The 18,852-nt window shown below is 52.2% G+C and carries 21 protein-coding genes, 2 tRNA genes and 1 pseudogene; 3 read left to right on the top strand and 21 right to left on the bottom strand.

The genetic code is table 11. The features are described from left to right. Nucleotides 1-52: 52 nt before the first annotated feature. Both TRICHSKD4_RS31780 and TRICHSKD4_RS20725 read right to left on the bottom strand, forming a co-directional pair. Nucleotides 53-997 carry a cytochrome P460 family protein gene (locus TRICHSKD4_RS31780; protein WP_009468910.1) on the bottom strand — a complete coding sequence of 315 codons (945 nt, stop codon included), beginning with the start codon at nt 995-997 and terminating at the stop codon, nt 53-55. A 107-nt stretch (nt 998-1,104) separates the two neighbouring features. Beyond that, on the bottom strand, nt 1,105-1,713 hold the full coding sequence (locus TRICHSKD4_RS20725; RefSeq protein WP_009468909.1) for a cytochrome P460 family protein: 609 nt from the start codon (nt 1,711-1,713) through the stop codon (nt 1,105-1,107). A 244-nt stretch (nt 1,714-1,957) separates the two neighbouring features. On the opposite strand from TRICHSKD4_RS20725, the gene TRICHSKD4_RS20720 reads away from it, so the two are divergent. Then, nucleotides 1,958-2,602 carry a peroxiredoxin-like family protein gene (locus TRICHSKD4_RS20720; protein WP_009468908.1) on the top strand — a complete coding sequence of 215 codons (645 nt, stop codon included), beginning with the start codon at nt 1,958-1,960 and terminating at the stop codon, nt 2,600-2,602. Here the strand turns inward: TRICHSKD4_RS20720 and TRICHSKD4_RS28490 are convergent. From TRICHSKD4_RS28490 to TRICHSKD4_RS30920, 13 genes are all read right to left on the bottom strand, one after another. Beyond that, nucleotides 2,591-3,499, bottom strand: coding sequence for a LysR family transcriptional regulator (locus TRICHSKD4_RS28490; protein WP_009468907.1), 909 nt, complete (start codon nt 3,497-3,499; stop codon nt 2,591-2,593). The genes TRICHSKD4_RS20720 and TRICHSKD4_RS28490 overlap by 12 nt on opposite strands. A 410-nt stretch (nt 3,500-3,909) precedes the next feature. Beyond that, entirely contained in the window at nt 3,910-4,812 is a 903-nt protein-coding gene (locus TRICHSKD4_RS28485) for a LysR family transcriptional regulator (protein WP_009468906.1), read from the bottom strand. A gap of 301 nt (nt 4,813-5,113) precedes the next feature. Then, a tRNA-Phe gene (locus TRICHSKD4_RS20705) sits at nt 5,114-5,189 on the bottom strand. Between the two features lie 332 nt (nt 5,190-5,521). Further along, nucleotides 5,522-7,132: a bifunctional UDP-sugar hydrolase/5'-nucleotidase gene (locus TRICHSKD4_RS20695; RefSeq protein ID WP_009468903.1), complete on the bottom strand. Its 1,611-nt coding sequence runs from the start codon at nt 7,130-7,132 to the stop codon at nt 5,522-5,524. Between the two features lie 271 nt (nt 7,133-7,403). Further along, the gene (locus tag TRICHSKD4_RS20690; protein ID WP_009468901.1) at nt 7,404-7,601 is read right to left on the bottom strand and encodes a DNA gyrase inhibitor YacG; all 198 of its coding nucleotides are present in this window, start codon (nt 7,599-7,601) and stop codon (nt 7,404-7,406) included. Nucleotides 7,602-7,639: 38 nt separating this feature from the next. Then, nucleotides 7,640-8,266, bottom strand: a complete 627-nt coding sequence (locus TRICHSKD4_RS20685) for a Maf-like protein (protein WP_009468900.1) — start codon at nt 8,264-8,266, stop codon at nt 7,640-7,642. A gap of 42 nt (nt 8,267-8,308) precedes the next feature. Continuing rightward, nucleotides 8,309-8,527: a translation initiation factor IF-1 gene (gene infA, locus TRICHSKD4_RS20680; protein ID WP_006939340.1), complete on the bottom strand. Its 219-nt coding sequence runs from the start codon at nt 8,525-8,527 to the stop codon at nt 8,309-8,311. A gap of 114 nt (nt 8,528-8,641) precedes the next feature. After that, nucleotides 8,642-9,094, bottom strand: coding sequence for a protein-tyrosine-phosphatase (locus tag TRICHSKD4_RS20675; RefSeq protein WP_009468899.1), 453 nt, complete (start codon nt 9,092-9,094; stop codon nt 8,642-8,644). Between the two features lie 6 nt (nt 9,095-9,100). Then, nucleotides 9,101-9,604: a UPF0262 family protein gene (locus TRICHSKD4_RS20670; RefSeq protein ID WP_009468898.1), complete on the bottom strand. Its 504-nt coding sequence runs from the start codon at nt 9,602-9,604 to the stop codon at nt 9,101-9,103. Between the two features lie 13 nt (nt 9,605-9,617). Beyond that, the gene (gene hisD, locus TRICHSKD4_RS20665; protein WP_009468897.1) at nt 9,618-10,913 is read right to left on the bottom strand and encodes a histidinol dehydrogenase; all 1,296 of its coding nucleotides are present in this window, start codon (nt 10,911-10,913) and stop codon (nt 9,618-9,620) included. A 47-nt stretch (nt 10,914-10,960) separates the two neighbouring features. Beyond that, complete coding sequence (locus TRICHSKD4_RS20660) at nt 10,961-11,398, bottom strand: DUF2948 family protein (RefSeq protein WP_009468896.1); 438 nt, start codon at nt 11,396-11,398, stop codon at nt 10,961-10,963. Between the two features lie 161 nt (nt 11,399-11,559). Beyond that, the gene (gene murA / locus TRICHSKD4_RS20655; RefSeq protein ID WP_009468894.1) at nt 11,560-12,849 is read right to left on the bottom strand and encodes a UDP-N-acetylglucosamine 1-carboxyvinyltransferase; all 1,290 of its coding nucleotides are present in this window, start codon (nt 12,847-12,849) and stop codon (nt 11,560-11,562) included. Between the two features lie 206 nt (nt 12,850-13,055). Beyond that, a complete protein-coding gene (locus tag TRICHSKD4_RS30920) occupies nt 13,056-13,232 on the bottom strand; it encodes a hypothetical protein (protein WP_009468893.1) in 177 nt (58 codons plus the stop codon). 353 nt (nt 13,233-13,585) lie between these two features. Between TRICHSKD4_RS30920 and TRICHSKD4_RS20650 the strand changes: the two genes are divergently transcribed. Both TRICHSKD4_RS20650 and TRICHSKD4_RS31775 read left to right on the top strand, forming a co-directional pair. Continuing rightward, a tRNA-Thr gene (locus TRICHSKD4_RS20650) sits at nt 13,586-13,660 on the top strand. 874 nt (nt 13,661-14,534) lie between these two features. Then, complete coding sequence (locus TRICHSKD4_RS31775) at nt 14,535-14,891, top strand: hypothetical protein (protein ID WP_040617298.1); 357 nt, start codon at nt 14,535-14,537, stop codon at nt 14,889-14,891. Here the strand turns inward: TRICHSKD4_RS31775 and TRICHSKD4_RS32420 are convergent. The 6 genes and pseudogenes from TRICHSKD4_RS32420 to TRICHSKD4_RS20610 all read right to left on the bottom strand — a co-directional run. Next, nucleotides 14,772-15,188 (bottom strand): annotated as a pseudogene (locus TRICHSKD4_RS32420) (recombinase family protein); the annotation flags it as partial. The gene TRICHSKD4_RS31775 and the pseudogene TRICHSKD4_RS32420 sit on opposite strands and share 120 nt — an antisense overlap. 50 nt (nt 15,189-15,238) lie before the next feature. Beyond that, nucleotides 15,239-15,571: a hypothetical protein gene (locus TRICHSKD4_RS20630; protein ID WP_009468891.1), complete on the bottom strand. Its 333-nt coding sequence runs from the start codon at nt 15,569-15,571 to the stop codon at nt 15,239-15,241. A 103-nt stretch (nt 15,572-15,674) separates the two neighbouring features. After that, entirely contained in the window at nt 15,675-16,394 is a 720-nt protein-coding gene (locus tag TRICHSKD4_RS20625; protein WP_009468890.1) for a hypothetical protein, read from the bottom strand. Nucleotides 16,395-16,573: 179 nt separating this feature from the next. Further along, on the bottom strand, nt 16,574-17,116 hold the full coding sequence (locus tag TRICHSKD4_RS20620) for a hypothetical protein (protein ID WP_009468889.1): 543 nt from the start codon (nt 17,114-17,116) through the stop codon (nt 16,574-16,576). A gap of 3 nt (nt 17,117-17,119) precedes the next feature. Further along, complete coding sequence (locus TRICHSKD4_RS20615) at nt 17,120-17,392, bottom strand: hypothetical protein (RefSeq protein WP_009468888.1); 273 nt, start codon at nt 17,390-17,392, stop codon at nt 17,120-17,122. 1 nt (nt 17,393) lies between these two features. Then, the gene (locus TRICHSKD4_RS20610; protein WP_247642852.1) at nt 17,394-18,764 is read right to left on the bottom strand and encodes a type IV secretory system conjugative DNA transfer family protein; all 1,371 of its coding nucleotides are present in this window, start codon (nt 18,762-18,764) and stop codon (nt 17,394-17,396) included. Nucleotides 18,765-18,852: the final 88 nt, after the last annotated feature.

The following is an 18,852-nucleotide window of genomic DNA, read 5'->3' as shown; positions in this document are numbered from 1 at the left end:
ACCCAATGGGTATCCATACTCTTCAATCAGTTAAGGGGTTTTTCAGCGCGAACTATTGCGTTCTCAAGAACTCAATAACTGCAAGGCGATCCTCACCCTTCTTCACGCCACCGGCAAACACCTTGCCCATTTTGTTGCCCGGGATGAAGTTTGGCACGTCTTTGAGGTGGACATCCAACGTTGTGGCATCCCAAATCACATCTGAATTGAGCATCGCATCAGAGTATTTGTAGCCTTCCGCACCACCGGCCTTGCGACCAAAAACACCGGCAAGTGATGGACCTGTGCGGTGCTTGCCAGCATCAAGAGAATGACAGGCCTTGCAACGGCGGAAAACCTTTTCTCCGCGCTTCAAGGTTGCCTCATCCACTTCGCTCATGCTCGCAGCTTCCGCCTTATCAGCCGCAGGTTCTGCTTTAGGGGCGTATTTGGACACATCACCCAGCACAGGATAGCCGTAGACATAAGTCCAGTCATTGTCCTGAACCGGCACGTGACACCCCAGACAATCGCTCTCGTAGTCCGTTGCCACCTGCTTGGTGCGATCTTTGCCTTCATACATGGCCCAGCCCCAGCCTTCGCCCCACAAAGCATTGTCCGGGAAGCGGTTTTGCGTGTCTTTGACCATGATGAACCAAACGGCAACATCCTGCGCCCAGAAGGCTTCGCCGGTTGTATGCGTTGAGCCACGCGCGCCACGTACTTCCTTGATCATCATCGCTCCGTCAGGGAACGCCTGATTTTTTTGGTAGTATTCAACCACATCACGAGGTGCGTAGACATTGTGCAGACCACTGGCTTTATCGCCTTCTAGGACTGCCCAGCTACCCATATGGACCCACTCAAGCAGGAAGTTTTCTGGTAGAGCGATGTTGCCCTTGTCGTCGACATATTTTCCATAGGCAGACACTATGTCGGCCTGTGCGCCTTGAATGGCAGCAATTGACAAGGCCGCTGCCAGTGCCAGTTTTCCGCCAATTGAGCGAAGCATTTTCATCGGAAGTTCCTTCCCCAGAGATGTCTTTAGAAATGAGTTGGCTTCCGCAGCCGAATTTTCACTTTCGACGGCGGAAGCCAGTGCATCTCAGACGTTCGTGCGAACGATTAGTTCGGCAGCGGCGTCAGGATCGGCTTGTAGAAGTCGACATAGACCATGTCTTCATCGGCATTATCGATGTGACACTGGGCACATGCTTCAGCTGGAGCAGCCGGTGCAGACGCCTTGTAAGGAGGCGCATGGTGACCGAAGTTGAAGTAACCCCAGTTTTGCGTGTCTGCAAAACGCTTGGAATCCTTCACGGCGATGTCGATGCCGTTTACAGCGCCCGGGAAGTAACCACGACCGGAAACTTCGTAGCGAGACCCATCTTCCTCTTCACCTGGCTTGTCTGTCAGCTGAAGCTCTTTCAGGAACATGGTGCCTTCAGGCCACTTTCCAGTCGCGCGGTAGGCGTGGAACGCATCCGGCTGGACGTAAACATTGTGATACTCAGGAAAACCTGCTTCCCCACCGTTCAATGCGTTCGGCGTAAACGGAGAGCCAAGGAATACCCAAGTGTGGCGGAACCCCTTAGGACGGATCAATTCGCCCTTTTCGTTCCATTCAGGCACAATGGAAACACCATATGTGTTTTGGCTTTCCTGTGCAGTTACGGCAGCTCCAAGTGTAACGACAGCTGCCAGTGCGGTTGCGGCGATTAGTGTGTATTTCATCTGGGTCCTCTCCCGATATGACACTGTCAAATATCTAGAGGTACTTGCCCCTTTTCTGAAATTGGTTTGCTTTATCGTTTCGATAGCCCGTCAATTGACCAACCATTTCAAAACTTTGCGAGGTCATTGGAAATCTTGAACCAAATAGTCAAAATGCCTATACTTGCTAGGTGAAATACGTATAAATACGCCAGAGACACCCATGCGTGTGTGAATACATTACATGTCCCAATAGGAGCCACCTGTGACGGATGGTCTAGCGGCTAGAGTTCAGAAGATCGTAGAAGAAAGAAAACCGGTTTATGATGAGCATGATGTTCGTCTGACCAAGTTTCTGTCTCACATTGAACAAACAGATAACCGGCCTTCGGTTGGCAGTGCGGCACCCGACTTCATGCTGCCGGACACGGGCGGACGACTTGTCTCTTTTGGACATCTAACAGGTCAGCGCGGGCTGATTCTTCTGTTTATCCAAGGCACCTGGTGCCCTTACTGCGCAGCTCAAATTGACGCGTTCCGCGACGCCTATCGCTCTTTCCATGATATGGGAATGAATCTGGCGATAATCACCCCGGAACTTAACGGCAGCACGTCCGTCATCAAGCAACGGCATGATTTGCCGTTCGAGGTATTATGCGACGTCGCTGCCGTTACGACTCTGGAATACGGATGCCTCTTCCGGCTACCAGAAGAGGATCAGGAATTCTATTTGTCTCAAGGAATTGACCTGCGTGAGAAATATGGATCCGAGGCTTGGTTCATGCCTCTTGCGAGCATCTTCGTTTTGGATGGCTCGCTGACTGTTCAGGCCGTGTACGGTGAAAGTGACCAGCGTTGGCGGATTGGCCCTGACAGGGTCATTGAAGGGCTCACGACGTCAGCTATCTAAGCTCTCAACTGGGCATTCGATCGCCGGATAATGCTTTGCTCGTAGCTGCCTACTGAGCGCCAGAACGGCCCCCGACAGTGGCTTACCGCGCAACTCCGCCAATCCTATTGTGCGCATGGGAATCGGTTGCCCGATCTTTCGCGTTACAACGCCGTCAACCAACGCTTCACGATCCCCAACAAGCGCTACCCCTAGATCAGCAAGAACCATCATTTGAGCATCAGATGACCGTTTTGCCCAATGCTGCTGAGCGATATTGACCCCGTTTTTGGACGCAAAGCTGACAAAATCCGAGTGGATGTCGGATTCCTTCAGGCAAATGCAGTGCTGATCATCCAAATCCGAGAGGTCGATGATCTCGCGCCCTGCTAACGTTGAATCCCCTTTTACAGCAACGCGCATCACTTCCGTATAGAGCGACATAAACCGGAAATGCTTTTCGTCAGTAGATGCCTGGGAGATTATTGTCAGATCAAGATGGCCATCCAGAGCCATCTCACTGAGTTGTTCATCGGGCCCAACAATCACATGCAGCTCCAGCCCTGGAACCGAGCGCTTGATCTCTGAAACCGGTTGCAAAAGGTGTGCAATATTGAATGCGTCGCTCACGCCTATGCGAACTGGGGTTCGATCTCCCCGGCTCAGATCCTCCGCGATCATTTGAGCGGCTTCGCTGCTCTCGTAGACTTGCTCCAAAAAAGGAAGGATCATCTGTCCCAAATGCGTCAAATGGGTCCTGTTTCTTTGGCGAAGCAACAACTGCCCGCCAAGTTCTTCCTCTAACTTCTTGATGGACTGTGTGAGCGTCGGCTGTGTTACGCGGCACTCTTCTGCCGCACGCGTGAAATTCAGCGTACGCGAAAGCGCCAGAAAATATTTGATCTGCCGAAGCTCCATGCTCCTCCCCCAAAGCGCAGGAATGATAATGCAACCACTTGCAAAAATGCCGCAGGGCAAGCATTTGCAATTGTTAGTTTTCACAAGCTGGTTTACATAGATCGTACCTATCATAAAGAACTATAGATGAAATCTATTAATTCACCCCAACCGCATCTATACAACCTTATATAGCGTTAAAATTGCATCATCAAGGTTGTGCGGATTTTTGTTTCAATTGTAATACTGATTTGTAATATTTTTCGCGCGTAAAGTTTTTGGCGGGTTTCCGCTGAAAACTGAGACTTGCCTGAATTTCAGGCCTTCGGGGCGAGACCACTCAAAATAAACAGCCAAATAGTTCACAACTTCGTGAACTATTCTCTGTGATTGAAAATTCCCCGGTTAAGACACCTCGAATTTTCAGTTTCTTAGTCAATGTTGGGAGACGAACAGAATTCGGATTTCCCGCGAGACCGTAAAATGCTGCTTAGGGTGATCACTGCGCCAGAGGAAGGTTTGCCCCGCAACTCTGCCAATCCGACCGCTCTGTGCGGGATCGGCTCGACAAGATCTCGCAGCACAATACCGTTAATGGCAGGCTGGCACTCACCTACAAATGCGACACCCAGTCCTGACCTTACCATCACTTGAGCAGTGTGGCAGTCATGCGCCCAGTGAATTGGCCGCAACTCCACACCAGCTTCACCGCTGTAAGTAACAATATCGCTGTGTGTTGTAGACGCTCGAATGCAAATGTAAGTCTCATCCTTAAGGTCGGATAGGCAAACGCGTTCCTTTTGCGCCAAGACAGCCTCTTCCTGCAATGCGACTCTCATGCCTTCCGAATAAAGAGGCGCAAACCGAAATAAGGTCTCGTCGACAGCGACTTGAGGCAGAATAGCGATATCCACCTCGCCGTTCTGTAGCCTCTCGGTGAGCTGTTTCTCTTTCGCAATAACGATATGAAGCTCCAGCCCCTCCACCGAAGCGCTGACCTCCCGGATTGCATCTCCCAAGAAATCAGTTTTGAAGTCTTCAAACACGCCGACTCGCAGCGGCATGCGCTCGCCTTTTGCTATATCTTCCGCAACTTCCTGGGCAGCCTGACTGCCGTCATAGACGTTTTGCAGGTAGGGCAGAATTGTCTGACCCAGATGGGTCAAATGCGTTCTGTTCCTCTGTCTGAGCAGAAGCGGGCCACCCAGTTCATCTTCCAGCTTTCTGATAGATTGCGTCAGCGTAGGCTGAGTGACATTGCACTCTTCAGCCGCCCGCGTAAAATTCAGCGTCTGCGCGAGAGACAGAAAATATCGTATCTGCCGTAGCTCCACCCGCAGACTCCTCACTTTACTTTTTGGTTGCATTAGAATTTTAGTGTGAGGCGGCTTACAACATCAAGGCCACAAACGCACGAAATTATTTATAATTAATATAAGAATTTAGGTATCATTTTCGTGAGTTACCTTACGTTATAAGTATTACTCGGTAGCCTCAATATTATTACTAGCAACTATATTAACGCGATTGATTGTGAGTGGGGTCAAATCACTCCACCGCAGCGTGCAACAACACATGCGCAAGACACGGACCAAAACGGCTTGGTGTATTTAGTTTATCAATGGAAAAGAAGAGTGGTGCCCAGAGGCGGAATCGAACCACCGACACGCGGATTTTCAATCCGCTGCTCTACCAACTGAGCTATCTGGGCTTCGAGCGCTGAACCATCTTGTCCTTGCGCTGGAGTGAGGCTCTTATAGTGGGTGGTTTCCGGCTTGTCCAGCGCCCCGGCAAAGTTTTTCGAGCCCCTTGCCACTTTTTTCACACCCTGGCGTGATTTCCACGTAACCGACTGTTTCCCATAGGATATTCTCGAAGATTCCACTCGTGGAAAAGTCGCCCTTGGCTCCGGTGTCAGCAGGCGTATCGATGAATGTCCGGCGCTCCGTGAATGCGCTCCCCCACACGGTCTGGCCATGCACTTTGCATACAAAAAACGCGCCGGAGCATCTCCAGCGCGTTCTGTATTTCATTCGCAGTCGATTACTGCTCGACGATACGGCCGTCAGTGTAAGGCGTGTAACCGCCGGTTTCGGCCAGATAGTCTGCCACGACCTTTTCAAGGCCCGGTCCGAAGTCATAAGCGTTCATACCGTTTGTGGCAAAAACCTTGTAACCGTCACCGCCGGAGCGCATGTAATTGTTGGTCGCAACACCGTAGACCTTGTCCGGGTCAATCGGAGTCCAGCTGTCGCCGTCTTTCACTTCAACAAGCAGGACGCGGCCTTCACCCGGCGCCTTTTTGCGCGTCCAGGAGTATTTGATGCCAGCGACTTGCGGGAAGCGGCCCTTGCCTTCTTCCACCTGAGACACACCGTTTTCCAGAGCAACGATCACGTCACTGCCCTTCAATTGGAAAGTGGCCAGAGTGTTCTGGAACGGCAGAACAGTCAGAACCTCACCCATTGTGATTTCACCAGCATCGATGGATGCTCGCAGACCGCCGCCGTTCTGGATCACGATCTGAACGCCTTGACCCTTGGTGCGGGCCAGCATGGCATCAGCCACGAGGTTGCCCATCTGGCATTCACCGCTTCGGCAGCTGTCGCGATTGCCGTCGATTGCAGCTTCTGCGGAGCTGATGACTTGCGCTTTCAGCTCTTCGATTGGCGCACCCAGTTCGGCCACACGAGCTGCAAAGCCCTCATCAAGCTGAACGGAATTGTCGAGCAGGATCGGCTCACCCGCAACTTTGGTCACATTGCCCGCATCGTCAAAGGTGACCTCAACTTCGCCAAGGTATTTGCCGTAGGCATAAGCTTGGACAATCGGCACGTCTTTGCCGTCAGGGTTTTTGACCATGACCGGGTACGGGCCTTTGGCACGATCCGATGTGTTGGACAGCAGAGTGTGAGAGTGGCCACCTACGATGAGGTCAATGCCCGGAACGGCGGCAGCGATTTCCATGTCGCGCGGAAGACCCATGTGTGTCACGGCAATGATCTTGTTGACGCCAGCCGCCTCAAGACCCTCGACCGCCCCTTTCAGGTAGTCTTCGGCCTGAATGAAACGCACACCGGCACCCGGAGAAGAGGTCTCGCCGGTGTCTTCTGCCAGTGCAGATACAATACCGATTTTCTCGCCGCCCTTTTCAACGATCAGAACGCCCGGTACTTTGCCTTTAAGGAGCGGATCGTCGGAGACGTCAATGTTGCCGGAAATGACCGGGACATCTGCTTTTTCGATGAAGTTGGCGAGGCCTTCCGGGCCATCATCAAATTCGTGGTTGCCAACAGCCATGACATCAAAGCCGATGCCGTTCATGAACTCAGCTGCGGCTTCGCCCTTGTAGGTCGTATAGAAAAGGGAGCCTTGGAACTGGTCGCCAGCGTCAACAACGAGAACGTTCTTGCCCTCACCGCTCAGCGCAGCCCTGCGGTCATCAATCGCGGTCTTGATGCGCGCAACGCCGCCAAAGCATTTACCTTCCGCTTCAGACTCAGCGTCGCAAGTTGAATCGTACTTGTTGATCGATTCGATCCGCGAATGCAGATCATTGATGTGCAACACGGTCAGCGAATAGTCCGCAAAAGCCGAAGTTGACATGGAAGTGGTGAGTGCCAGCGTAGCTGCGCCAAACAGTGTCTTTTTCATAAAAGCCTCGCCAGTCAAGACGGGGTTCGAGTGCCGTTTCCGGCGTCGCTCCCAATAAATTTTCGGATCGTTGTGACCTTTGCCATAACCGCGTGCGCCAATCGGGCAACGCCACGCTGCGTTGAGATTGCACTCTCAAGGCGGCAAATCAAATCAATCCGGACAGAACACTTATTGCTGTTCCACGACGCTATTATGAACGTGAAAAATTCTGCACGACAAGAGAATATTTTTAAAATTTTACCACCTAAGCCGAGAGGTGAGCTTTCCGCTACGGCTGCGTGTCGTCATCGTCATCCAGCTCGTCGTCTTCAACGGCCGGAATGGAATACCCTTCAGAAAACCAGCGATGCAGATCCACCTTGGCGCAGCGCTCGGAACAAAAGGGATAATCTTCTGGGCTGGAGAGCTTAGAGCAGATCGGGCATGGGCGCATACGCCGTTCCGCCTTGCCTGTTTCAACGCTCATGTTGATGCTCCTCCCTCTCAAGCAAATCTGAAACGTGGTCAGCTGATCGCGCTGTCCCAGCCGCTGCGGAGCGGATATCCGGCTGACGACAACAGTGTGCTTGTTTCAGCCAAAGGCAAGCCGACAACGGAAGGATACGAGCCGACAAGTTTCACAACAAAGCTGCCGGCGAGGCCCTGAATGGCATAGCCGCCCGCCTTACCTCGCCATTCGCCAGAGGCCAGATAGTCATCCATCTCCTGACGGGACAGGCGCTTGAAGCGCACGCGCGTTTCCACAAGCTTGGTGCGCAACTTGCCATCGGGCACAGATACCGCAACACCGGTATAGACCCGGTGCCCTCGGCCCGACAGTAAGGACAGGCAAGCAACAGCCTGATCGGTCAGTTCAGTTTTGGGCAGGATCCGCCGTCCTACGGCAACAACGGTGTCTGCCGCCAGGATCACGCCCGGCTTCAGCTCATCGCTTTGAGATGCGATAGACCGCACAGCTGCTGCTTTTTCTCCGGCCAGACGCACAGCCAAAGCACGAGGTGTTTCTTGCTTTTTGGGTGTTTCATCCAAATCAGCTGGCATCAAGTGATCAGGCTCAAGGCCGATTTGCTGAAGCAGTGCCAAGCGGCGCGGAGATGCAGACGCCAGAATAAGAGGCGGAGCCGAAGCCATAACAGAGCTAACCCTCTATGCCCGGGAACGGACGGTCAAAACCTATTTGAAACGATAGGTGATTCGACCCTTGGTGAGGTCATAAGGGGTCATTTCAACCAGAACTTTGTCCCCAGCCAGAACACGAATGCGGTTTTTGCGCATGCGGCCAGCCGTGTGGGCGATGATTTCGTGGTCGTTTTCAAGTTTCACCCGGAAAGTTGCATTCGGAAGCAATTCCGTCACAACGCCCGGAAACTCCAGAGCTTCTTCTTTTGCCATATGTTTTCCTGAGATAAGGCTTCTAAACGAGCCGGGAACCTAACGGATTGGATCGGGAAAGGGAACCGCTGATTTCCGTCGTTTTGGCGAAATATGGGTCTTACACCCCCAAAATCAACCGCTTGGGGCGGCAGACCAGTCCAAACGCTTCTTGATCCGCATCATCAGCTGATCGCGCACAGAGCGGTACGAATCCATAATTTGCTCACGGCTTCCGGTTGCCAGTGTGGGGTCCATGGTCGGCCAGTATTCCACATCGACCGAATCCACCCGTGTCATATCCAGCGCCTTGTGGTGCGCCTCGGGGGCGAGTGTGATGATCAGGTCGAAACCAGATTCATCAAGTTGTTCAAAGGTTTTCGGCCTGTGGCTTGCCATGTCGACACCAATCTCTGCCATGACAGCATCAACAAACGGGTCAAGTTCTCCCTGCCGCGCACCGGCTGAACGGACATAGATCTGACGTGGAAAAAGCGTACGTGTGATGGCAGAGGCCATGGGCGAGCGAACAGAGTTCATACCGCACGCGAACAGAACAGCAGAGGGACGCACCCCAAGCTCCGCCATCGTGGCCTAGCCCTTCCAGTGCAAGGCGTAAACGAGGGTAAAAAGACGCCGAGCCGTCTGCATATCCACCGTAATTTTGCCCTCCAGTCGCTCCATCAGGATCGCCGAGCCTTCATTGTGCACCCCGCGCCGTCCCATATCGATCGCCTCGATCTGGCTTGGGGTCGCGTGACGTATGGCATCATAGTAGCTCTGGCAGATCAGGTCATAGTCCTTCACCACCTTGCGCAAGGGGGTGAGCGACAGAACATGGGTCACCAGCTGCTGGCCTGCGTCTGACCAGATATCAAACACCAGTCGTTTCTCGACGACGGACAGCTTGAGCACGAAATTTCCGGGGTCCTGTCCAGAGGGCTGAAATTCGTTCTCGTCAATCAAATCATAGATCGCAACGGCCCGGTCATGCTCAACATCAGGCGTTGAACGGCTGATCGAAGCCTCATCCAGCACCACTTCGACGAGCTTGCCGCCGGTGGTCTCATCGGACTTCTGATCTTCGATATCAGCCATGTGACAGATCCGTCTAAAGGTTCAGCCTGATGGAAACAGACCGTGCGTGCGCAGACAAGCCTTCTGCTTCACCCAAGGTGATGGCAGCTGGCCCGATTTCGCGCAAGGCTTCGGGTGTACATTTGAGAATTGAGGTGCGCTTGACGAAATCAAGCACGGAGAGGCCGGAGGAGAACCGCGCAGACCGTGCGGTCGGCAGCACGTGATTGCAGCCCCCCACGTAGTCTCCAATGGCTTCGGGCGTGTGACGGCCAAGGAAGACTGATCCCGCGTTGTGGACCTTGTCCAGCATAGCATCTGGATCAGCAACTGCCAGCTCCAGGTGCTCTGCTGCAATCCGGTTGATCAGAGGCAAGGCCGTTTCCAGATCATTGACGACGATGACGGCACCAAAGTCTGTCCAACTGGCCCGCGCCACCGTTTCTTTCGGTAAGGTAGTCAGCTGGCGCTCAACGGCCGCTTCCACATCATCCGCAAGGCTTTGGGTGTCGGTGATCAGGATCGATTGGGCGACCGGATCATGTTCTGCCTGCGCCAAAAGATCAGCTGCCAGCCAATCCGGATTGTTTTCGCCATCAGCAACCACAAGAACCTCGGAGGGGCCTGCGATCATATCAATGCCGACAGTGCCAAACACACGGCGCTTGGCCGCTGCGACAAAGGCATTGCCCGGTCCAACGATCTTGGCAACGGGGGCAATTGTTTCTGTGCCATAGGCCAAAGCGGCGACAGCCTGTGCTCCACCAATCTTGTAGATCTCGGAGATGCCGGCAATTTTTGCTGCGGCCAGCACCTGCGGGTTCAAAACTCCATCCGGGCTTGGCACCACCATGGCGATGCGCTGGACACCGGCAACCTTGGCCGGAACAGCATTCATCAACACAGAGCTTGGATAACTGGCAAGACCGCCAGGAACATAAAGCCCGACAGATTCAACCGCCGTCCACTTGGAGCCAAGCTCAACCCCGACCGCATCCACATAGCGGTCATCTTGCGGGAGCTGGCGTTTGTGGTGGGAGGCGATGCGATCATGCGCAAGCTGTAGAGCGTCCAGAACGTCCTGCGGAACATCCGCAAGCGCGGCCTCGATCTCAACTGCTGACACGCGCAGATCTGCCATGGCAGAAACGCTTAAGCGATCAAACCGGGCGGTGTAGTCCATCACAGCCGCATCGCCGCGTTTTTGAACATCTTCCAGAATATCGCGAACAACGTGATCGACGTCTTCGGAAACCTCTCGCTTGCTTGCCAGCAACTCGGCAAAGCGGGCTTCGAAATCGGCGTCATTCTGGTTGAGGCGAGTGACCAAACTACGGCTCCTGTTTGTTCTTGTCGGCTGGTCGATCAGTGATCGGATCAGGTCAGATCGTGCTCGGGCTTGTTGGGCGTGCCCCAAGCAGCACCAAGATCGGCGAGCTGGGTTTCAATGCAATCCACTTCCAGAAGGATGGAAGGGCCACCAGCGAAATCAAGGCGGATTTTGCCGGACGGCTCATCATCGGCCTCAAAGGTGATGGCAAGCAGCTCGAGCACGGCATCTTTGCTATCCTGCCGCAGCTTGCTGGCCTTCATCGCCTTGACTTGAGCAAATGACAAAGCAGCGCGGCGGCGCTCGTGTTCCTTGGTCCGACGGTCTGCGTCCTTGTCCCACACAAAGCGGTTCATCACGAACACAGCCTTGTTTTCCTTTGGCAGGTAACGGATGTCGCCTACAAGCAGAACGGCATCCTGGACATGGGCCGACAGAACCTGAAGGTCCTCGGCATCAAGTGCGGCAAGTTTCAATTGGTCCATACTGGTCAAATCGTACTCGGATCGATGGCAGGAGCGCACCCCATGCGTGCTCCAAAACAGGTTTTCAGGCCTGTTGACCTAACGGGGATCGCCCGATTTGGCAATGCAGAACTGACCGAGCCCGTTTCCTTGGCCCGACCAGACGTCAGGCCTAGAGGCGTTTAGCCGGAAATCCGTTCGATTTTCGCGCCACAGCGGTCCAGCTTGTCTTCAAGGCGCTCAAAGCCGCGGTCCAGATGGTAGACCCGATTGACTGTGGTCTCGCCTTCGGCAACCAGCCCGGCGATCACCAGAGAGACGGATGCACGCAGGTCCGTGGCCATGACCGGTGCACCGCGCAAGGTTGAAACGCCATCAATGGTTGCCGTATGCCCGTCAATATGGATTTGCGCGCCAAGGCGTGCCAGCTCCTGCACGTGCATGAAGCGGTTCTCAAAGATGGTTTCCGTGATGTGGCTGGTTCCACCAGCTTTTGTCATAAGCGCCATGAACTGCGCCTGAAGGTCTGTCGGGAACCCGGGGAACGGTTCGGTCGTTACATCTACCGGCTGAATGCCGTTGCCATTGCGATAGACTTTCAGCCCGTCTGGCGTCTCGGTGATTTCAGCTCCGGTCTGGCGCAGAGTGTCAAGTGCGCTGTCCAGAAGGTCAGCCCGAGCCCCTTTCAGAAGTACATTTCCGCCCGTCATGGCAACCGCCATGGCATAGGTGCCCGTTTCAATCCGGTCCGGAAGAACGGCGTGATGCGCACCATGCAGACGCTTTACGCCCTGAACGCGGATCGTGGACGTGCCGTCGCCTTCGATGCGCGCACCCATGGCGCGCAGGCAGGCCGCCAAATCGCTGACTTCCGGCTCACGTGCTGCATTGACGATTTCCGTTTCGCCATTTGCAAGCGTTGCAGCCATCATGATGGTGTGGGTTGCGCCAACAGAGACTTTCGGGAATTCAACACGAGCGCCTTTGAGGCCACCCGGTGCCTTGACGACCACATAACCGCCCTCAATCTCGATATCCGCGCCCAGCGCAGCAAGACCGTCGATGAAGAAGTCAACTGGCCGTGTGCCGATTGCACAGCCACCCGGCAGGGACACGCGCGCTTCATGCATGCGAGCAACCAACGGGCCGATCACCCAGAAGCTTGCACGCATTTTAGAAACCAGTTCGTACGGCGCGGTTGTGTCGACAATTTCACGAGCTGTCAGATTGATGGTCTGGCCTTCCAGATCATCCTGACCGCTGCGTTTGCCATTGACCGAATAATCAACACCGTGATTGGAGAGAATCTGCGTCAGCTGAGCCACATCCCGAAGGCGCGGCACGTTGGACAGCGTCAAGGTTTCGTCTGTCAGAAGCGATGCGATCATCAAAGGCAATGTGGCGTTCTTTGCGCCGGAAATCGGAATAACGCCGTTCAGTTCGCCGCCGCCCGTAACCTTGATGCTATCCATGCTCTTTCATCCACCCGATATCGTGACCCGCCTGCCCCTTGCAGGTGTCATTATTTGCAAATTTGAAACAGAAACGGGGTCTACACGCTAGATGGGGCGCATGCAAGACGAGGGATTGGCAAGAGTGGGGCGATATTCCGCCCATTCTCGCCGCTTTTCCAGTTAAGAGCCAAAGTGGGCCTGCACACGGCGAGACCGGCTTGCGCCTAGTCCCTTGGTTCCGCTGTCTTCTTCGCAGCCGCCTTTCGGCGCCTCAAATTGGCACGCAAGGCTTCCGCCAACCGCTCGTCCTTTGATTTTTCAGCGTCTTTTTTTGCCGCACGGACCTTGGACGGGCTGCCTTCTTCTTCCCGATCAGCCGTACGCTGGCTATCGTCGGTCATCTTTGTTCTTTCTGACTGTTGCTAACTTGCCCTTTCATAGCGCTTCACCTTCAAATCCGAAAGCACCAGAAGGCTGCGCCCAATAAGTGCAGCCGCCTCTTTTCCACAATCGCTGCATCTTTTGTTTGGCAAGTCGTTTACGGATGTGAACGCGAGGAAAACGGGCTATGGCAGATGATGCGCATTTGATGAGGTGCTCATTGCGCTGTGAACCACCTTGTCATTGTTCCAAAAAAAGCAAATTGCCGACTTGCACCAACAGGCCAGTTGTGGCAAAAGCCGCGTCATTCCAGTCGACACTGTCGGTTGGGCATCCCGGTCTGTTGCCTGAAGCGCAACCCATAACCGGCTTTGCTGCCGTAGCTCAGGGGTAGAGCACTCCCTTGGTAAGGGAGAGGTCGAGAGTTCAAATCTCTCCGGCAGCACCATTTGACATTTCATTGAACTAAAATCCCCTAACACATTGAACGGTAATGATTTTTTCGAGTTCAAAAAGCCCTTACCCTTGGTATAGGGTAGATGCTCTAAAAACACCAATTTCAGCACTAATCGCTGTAGGTCGAAACGACCACTTTCCCATATTTTACAAGGGTTTGCGAGGAATTGAAACGAGAGTTCAAACAAATTGCTTTGGGTGTCATTGTTTGATGTCCGTTGCTTGGATTTTTCCAACGCGACAAGGCGTTTTTTCTCCAAAAGATCGATTTTGCTCTCATAAGCCGCAATCACGGTCTGACTTGAAGCATCCATAACGCGCTCTACAAGTCCAGCAATTTGCTTCTCTAAATCAATTGATTCCTGTTTGAACGCTTTAAGGCGATCTTGAGCCTGTGCCATATGCATCTCATAGGCATCATTGAACATGGTTTTGAACAAATTGAGCAGCGATGGTGTAGGCTGTATGCCTTTGAGCAAAGTCTTGAATTCAGTTTCCATCTTATCGCGATTGATCACTTTGCCATATTGATCGCAGCCTTTTGTGCGACACCAGAAATATGGATAGCTCTTGGTCTTGCCCTTACTCCATCCAGCGGTCATTGGGGTTGAACAGCTTGAACAACAAACCGCTCCCCTAAGTGGAAAGTCATGATGCAGGTCTTTGCGCTGCGGCGCGTAAACGCCTTCATCCAGTATGTTTTGTATTTTGGTGTAGGTTTCATAAGAGATGAGCGGTTCATGATTGCCAAGACGCGGCTTTACATTCCAATTTGGAGCTTGAACAAAACCTGCATAGGCAACTTGACGTAAAACACGCACTACCGTCTGGCGGCGAACTTCCCCATTGGGCAAGTCTTTTGGAAAGTGAGGACACTCTTCCAAGAATTTGCGCACCGCAAATTGTGTATTCAAGCGACCAGATGCAAACCCTTCCAAGGCTTGCCGCACGGTACTGGCAACAGGTTCATCAATGATCAGCTCCTTACCGCCACGCTTGGAATTGATATATTTGTAGCCGACAGGCGCACGGAATATCCAAAAGCCCTGTTCAACACGGGCTTTCATCTTTTGGATGACTTGGCGGCGATTTTGTTTTCGTTCCAGTTCGCCTTGGGCGGCAATAATCGTTTCAATAAACTTGCCTTCAGGCGTATCTTCAAAATTGAAGTTCAGACATTCACGCTTGGCATTCCTTTGCGCCATTTCGCGAGTGAGTTTTAAATGGAATTCCGTATCACGGGCATAGCGTTTCAGATCATCAAAGATGACCACGTAGTTTTCTTGTGGTTTGGCATCCAGATAGGCGAGCAACGCCACCATTCCGGGGCGGTTCATAAAATCGCCGCCGCCCGATGTATCATCAGGAAATACAGCTTCGACATGATAGCCTTTACTTTCCGCATATTCACGGCAGCGATGCTCTTGGCTTTCAAGGCCAGCCCCATCAGTTGATTGTTTCTTGGATGAAACACGGCAATAGATAACTGCTTTTTGTGCAGCTGGGATTTTTTCTGTCATATTTTGAGGCATTTCTCCTTCTCCTTTTGAATCAATAGTACACCTGCCATCTATGATGCAGGGCTTTTGCTAGGCGTTTTGTTGGATTGATCTGTGTGCAAGTCTACCATGTTTAGCTGCATGCATTCGAGCATGTTTTCAAATCTATCCTCATGTGAGAGGTTCTGATTTTCCTCATGCGGTAGAACTTCAAATCCAAGATAAATCATCTCGGTGATGAGGTTCCAAAGGCAATCGATAAACTCTTTTTTCTGCTGCTCGCTAAGATCAGGGTGATCAAGCATTTTGGCATAGCGAGCATAGTCAACAAGCATTTGCGGCTTTTGAGGTTTGATATTGTAGGTTGGATCATGTCCATAATTGTTGGTTGGTTCATCTTTCATTGTTTGGCTTTCGGATTTGGTGTTGTGAATAAAGGACTTATAAGGCCTGCCTGATAGAATTCGATTTTGGGTGCGTTATCAGGCAGGTCAGTTTTCGCATTCATTAGCGGCGACTAAATGAGCGGGTTGGCGCTTGCATATCTTGCTTGGCAGCAGCGCGTTCCTGCTTTTCCTGCTCAATTTGGGGACGGTAATATTGTTCATCCAATTGCTTGCCCCAATCACGAAGTTCCATAGGTTCTTCAACACCTGTGGCACGTTGTTCAGCAATGAAGCTATCTGCCATCTGTTTTTTCGCATGATTGTCACGAACGCCATATTCATCGGCAACCATTTGCGCTTTTTCTGAAAGGGCGCGGTTGAACGTTATTTTATTGCCGTTTGCCATCATGGGTTCAATTTCATGAACAGCATTCAAAGCAACATCTTGTATTTTTGATTGAACAGCCGCCTCGCGATCTTTGAGGCTTTCACAAAGCTGGAACATGGTTTGCCCTGAGCGTTCGCGATACAAGTCGCGAATGGTTGTTTCCAATCGCTTGGGATCAATATTCTCAGAGCGCCCCATGGCATAGGCGTAATCGCCAAGCTTATCTTTGAAACTGCCAGACTTATAAATCTCGCGCTCAAGAATTTCTGTAATGTGAATGGCCTCGCTGAATTGAGCATCCGTTAGCAAGCGACCAGCAAAGCTTTCTCTCGCTTTGCTCAAGCCATGCTGATGAGCTTCTTCTGCATTAACAGATGAGTTGCCGTTGGTTTTCCCCATAACAGCACCGTTAAATTGCTGTTCTGGAACTGGTGTTTCTTGTGTTGTTGTCATCTTTTTTCCTTTCTTGACAGTTGTGGTTGCGTTCCCTAAATTGAGAACAATAAGTGAACATGATAGGTATTTATTCCTATTTATATCAATGAAAAAGCACGTAACTTCATTGCGTTGTTTTGGCTTAACTCATTATTTTATTTCTATTTTCTCCTTTCTTTCCATAAGGTTGCAGTTCTTCATCTTGATCGACTTCTGGAGCGCAGACGCGATTGCATCTGGTTCCTGCGTTCAGACTTGGAACGACGATCAGAGGCACGATCAAAATCTTTGGAGAGAAGTTCAGGGTCGATGTCACCGCGACCAGCTTTAAGGGCGATGCTTTCAAGCTCGCGTGTTTCCTGCCGATCAAGAAGGGACAGAGTGACTTCATGCGCTTGGCGCACTTGCTTGCGCGCTGTTAAAATCATCTGGCCTTTTTCAAAACGATCCAAAAACGCAAAAGGGTGATTAAATTCACGCGCCTTTTGTCCAGCTTTGGCTTGCAGCCTTTTGACCGCTTTGCTGACACGGGCTTTATAGTTTTCCTTGAAGTGTGCTTTTTCCTCCTGCCGCGCATGCTCGTAGTCATTGATGACCCTGAGCGCGTCTAACTTGTGATGGCCTTTAAGCCCTAATTCCGCCAGCCGACGCAGCCCCTTAAGGTGAAAGCTGTCACGCATTTCTTTTGAGATATCGCGCCCAGAAGAATGTAAATTGTTTTTTGTTCCGTCACGCGGCATGGTCTAGCGCTCCGCATATTCGGAATTGGCGGTGAAGAAACGAAACAGCGCACACTCCCCATGTGCAGGAAAATGGATTGTGAATTTTCCGTTTGGCCCCCAATACGAACAACGCGTAAAATAGCGGTCAGCGAATGTGTCGAACGGGTTCCCAGCAGTTTGAAAATCATACACAAACCGCAAATGAGGCAGGCCCACAATTTGCGATGCGCCATAAGCACCGCCAAGAATGATCAGCCATATAAAATAAGCTGGTTTTAAAAAACGAACGCGCATCTTACTCGCCCCCGTCATCATCAGTGGGCAAAATCACTTTGGGCACAGGCGGTAACCGTCCCCCCTCAAGCGGATTGTCCAAAAGCTGCTCGGCGTATGGATAGACCTCGTTTTGACGCAGCTTTTTGGCATGGATAAAGCCCACATCTTTGACGTGGATGATCTGCTCATCCTTGGGCAGCATCATCAGCTCAGCAGGCGTATAAAGCCGCTCGCGCACAGTATTGTAATTGCCGCTGACATCGGTTTTGTCGCTCGATGTGCCAATGCCTTGATTGTAATAAAGCGCTTCACCCATGGCCTTTGAAACGCGCTCGGCCTCATCAAAACTCGAAAAGCCGAACCATTGTTTGACCACCGCGTTTTCTTCGATGGTCAGCGTTTCTTTCTCGCCATATTTGCGTTCGATCTCTGATCGCGACTGGCAGATCATATGGACAGACCCGCCATATGCGCGGATGGTTGTCAGTTTTGAGACTATTTCGCGCGCGGGGGTATTGGTGAATTCATCTAGTAGAAAATCAACCTTGCGCCCTTGCGCCGCTAAGTTCGAAGACAACAACGCATGCATAAAACTCTGCAAGTGCAGCGCAAAATAGGGTCCGAAGCGCTCGACATGCTGCTGCGGCCCCGTGAGAAAGACAATATAGCCGTCTTCCAGCAGCTCTTTATGGGTGATATCCACGTCAGAGCCCGCATAATGGAGCGGACTGCCCGCCGAAAATATCCTCAGCGCTTTTTTAACGGCACCCAAATGTTGACCGTAATGTTCGGGGTGTGATCGAACCGCCTGCATATGCGCGGCGAGCGATTTTAAAACCGCGTCGCCCTCTTCAAGATCGATTTTGAGCGCGCGCTCAAGGTCTTGCGCGTCAGAGAGTAATGACCAAACCGCGCCAGGCGTGCAGCCGCCACGCGTATTGGCGAGCAACGACATTTGCGCATATTCAATCATCGCGCGGGGTTCATAACGCCAAAACGCATTGCGTTCATCATTATTTGGCTCTTCGATCAGCGCATGATTTGCACTGTCGGTCACAAAGACCAACTCGCCTTGCTCTGCCTGTAAGGCATGGGCCGCAAGGATGCTGCCAAAGGGATTAAGATCAACGCGCAGCGGGTGATCCACGCCAAACATCAACGTATCATCCAAAAGCGCGACCTTGCGGCCAGCTTTGAGGCACATCTCGACTGTTTGCGCGAATATTTCTCCCTGTTTAAAATCGGCAATAATGACAGTGCGGCTTTTATCCGCCAACATGGATTGCAGCCAAAGGACAGCGCCAGATGTTGTCTTGCCACCCCCCGCGGCGCTGGTCAAAATCGAATGCGTGGGCTTTGGTTCAAAGATGGGCTTGCCATCAAGCGTCATCCCCAACAACCGACATCCTGCCCTGCCTGTGACATAGATCGGCTTGGCACCGCCTTTACGTTTTTGGCGATGCTTGGCGATATAGGAT

Source organism: Roseibium sp. TrichSKD4 (assembly GCF_000148725.1).
Classification (GTDB): domain Bacteria; phylum Pseudomonadota; class Alphaproteobacteria; order Rhizobiales; family Stappiaceae; genus Roseibium.
This window is presented reverse-complemented; position numbering and strand designations above follow the sequence as displayed.